The organism is Saccharomonospora saliphila YIM 90502 (genome assembly GCF_000383795.1).
GTDB classification, from domain to species: Bacteria; Actinomycetota; Actinomycetes; order Mycobacteriales; family Pseudonocardiaceae; genus Saccharomonospora; species Saccharomonospora saliphila.
In genome coordinates this window covers 2,810-4,978 of the sequence record NZ_KB912600.1, presented here as the reverse complement: position 1 = coordinate 4,978, position 2,169 = coordinate 2,810, and the positions used below count along the sequence as shown (strand labels likewise).

The following is a 2,169-nucleotide window of genomic DNA, read 5'->3' as shown; positions in this document are numbered from 1 at the left end:
CCGTCCCGCCGACCGGGCGGACCGGCGGCAGGCGCAGCACCCCGTACAACGCGACGAGCAGGGTCACCGCATCAGCGGCGTAGCAGGCGCCCACCCCGGCACCGCCCGCGAGCACCCCGCCCGCCGCAGGGCCCAGCAGCATGGCCGCCTGAAAGCTCAGGTTCGTCAGCGCGAGACCCGCCCCGACCTGGTCCTGGGGCAGCAGCGCCACCACGAACGTCTTCCGCGCGGGCGCGCCGAGCCCCGCGCACGCCGACTGGAGCGCCACCAGCAGGAGCACCACCGTGAGCGACTCCAACCGGAGGAACGCCTGGGCGGCGAGCAATCCGGCCGCGACGAATTGCCCGGTGGTGGTGCACACGACCAGCACCCGCCGGTCGAGGGCATCGGCCAGCGTTCCGCCCACCAGGCCGAACACGATCATCGGCACCGCCTGGGCCAGCCCGATCGCGCCCACCGCCACCGAACTGCCGGACAACGCCCAGACCTGGGCCAGCACCGCGATCACGGCGAGCTGGTGGCCGACCGTGGCACAGGTGGTGCTCACCCACAGGCGCCGGAACGCCGGGCTGCCCCGCAGGGGCCGGACGTCGAGCATCCGCCCGGCCCGCCTCACGCGCCGCTCCCGTCCTCCGGCGACACGCCCGTGTCGTCGCGCGCGTTCTCGATCTCCGCGAGATGCCGCGCGATCCGGGCCTTGAAGGAGCGCCGCGACAGGGCCGCCTCCATGTCCCGCACCACCCGGCGCAGCGAGTAGGGGATTTCCGCGTCGAGTTCGGCCGCCGCCTCCTCGGTGGCACGCCACTCCGCCTCAAGGAAGGGCAGCAGGCGCCGTGCCCGGTCGGTGAGAACGACTTCCCGCGTGCGGGCGTCGGTTCCCGGGCGGGTGGTGACCAGGCCGTCCCGTTTCAGCAGGCTCACGGTCTGGCTCATCGCGGAGTGCGTGACGTCCAGCGATCCGGCCAGGGCGCGGATGGTCATCGGCCCCCGGCGCCCCAGCCGGATGAGCGGCATGGTGTAGCGCGGCTGCACGCGCACACCCCGCTCGGCGTACAGGCGGCCGATGTCGTCGTCCATCGCCTTGCGCAGGTCGCGCAGTGGCCCCCAGAAGTCCAGCTCGGTCGGATCGCCGCTGCCTCCGGCCGCGCCGTCGTGCTCGGTCGTCATGGGGATACCATAACAGCACTAATATAAGTGCTTACATAAATGGCGCTGGCGGTCCCACGGACGAAGGGTCGGCCGCGCGGAGCCTCAGTTGCGCTGAAGATCGCCCGGATGGGTGGCGAGGAAGGCCGTCGGCAGGCCCTGCCTGCGCAGCACCTGACTCCAGAGATCGCGCTCCGGGGTGGCGAGCACGTCATCAGGCAGCGCGGGCACGATCAGCCAGTCGCCCCGGTCGATCTCGCCCGCGAGCTGACCGGAGTCCCACCCCGCGTACCCGGCGAAGACGCGCATCCCCCGCACCTTCGGCACCAGCGCGTCGGGCTCTGCGTCCAGGTCGACCAGCGCCACCGGTCCGCGCACGGCGATCACGCCGGGCACGCTGCCCGCCGACTCGCCCGTGCGCAGAGCGGCCAGGCACAACGCGGTCTTCTTCTCCACCGGCCCGCCGACGAACACCGAACGCGGCGACACCACGTGCTCGCCCCAGTGGGGCAACACCTCGTCCACATCGACCTCACTCGGCCGGTTCAGCACGACCCCGAGCGTGCCTTCCTCGCGGTGGTCGATCACGAAGACCACGGTCCGGCGAAAGTTCGGGTCGAACATGGTGGGGGCAGCGACCAGGAGTGTTCCCGGCTCAACCTCGGCGTCCGCTCGCACGTGCACCATGATCCCACCGCGCTCGCACGGCACACGCGGTGTCCGGCCGACACGGACGGGTGGATAGGGTGATCGACCGTGACGATGGCTGGCAACACCGGGTCGACGACCGTCACCTCCGCCGACGGACTCGTCCGCGTCACCGTCGGCGGGTCCGGCGAGCTGCGGGACCTCCGGTTCGCCCCGACGGCCTTCGACGGGGCCACACCCGCCGGTCTCGCCCGCACCGTGCTCGACCTGGTGGCCGAGGCGACGGCCCACCAGGCGACCGACACCAGCGGCCGACACGCGACCGACACCACGGGCCGCGACACGATCGGCGCCACGGCCCACCCCACGGCGGCG

At 72.7% G+C, this 2,169-nt stretch carries 4 protein-coding genes; 1 reads left to right on the top strand and 3 read right to left on the bottom strand.

What is annotated here, in order from left to right:
- The 3 genes from SACSA_RS20875 to SACSA_RS0100640 all read right to left on the bottom strand — a co-directional run.
- Positions 1-598, bottom strand: a 598-nt coding sequence (locus SACSA_RS20875; protein WP_019812674.1) for an MFS transporter, incomplete at its 3' end; no start/stop codon positions are given.
- A gap of 14 nt (positions 599-612) precedes the next feature.
- Positions 613-1,167 (bottom strand): MarR family winged helix-turn-helix transcriptional regulator, encoded by a 555-nt coding sequence (locus SACSA_RS0100645; RefSeq protein WP_019812671.1) that lies wholly within the window; start codon positions 1,165-1,167, stop codon positions 613-615.
- Between the two features lie 84 nt (positions 1,168-1,251).
- Positions 1,252-1,833, bottom strand: a complete 582-nt coding sequence (locus tag SACSA_RS0100640; RefSeq protein ID WP_028661397.1) for a YqgE/AlgH family protein — start codon at positions 1,831-1,833, stop codon at positions 1,252-1,254.
- 75 nt (positions 1,834-1,908) lie between these two features.
- On the opposite strand from SACSA_RS0100640, the gene SACSA_RS20870 reads away from it, so the two are divergent.
- On the top strand, positions 1,909-2,169 hold a 261-nt coding region (locus SACSA_RS20870; RefSeq protein WP_232212798.1), incomplete at its 3' end, for a YbaB/EbfC family nucleoid-associated protein.

Excerpts from the sequence above, each read along its gene's own strand:
- SACSA_RS0100640 (WP_028661397.1), bottom strand. The coding sequence starts at position 1,833 with ATGGTGCACGTGCGAGCGGACGCCGAGGTTGAGCCGGGAACACTCCTG.
- SACSA_RS0100645 (WP_019812671.1), bottom strand. The coding sequence starts at position 1,167 with ATGACGACCGAGCACGACGGCGCGGCCGGAGGCAGCGGCGATCCGACC.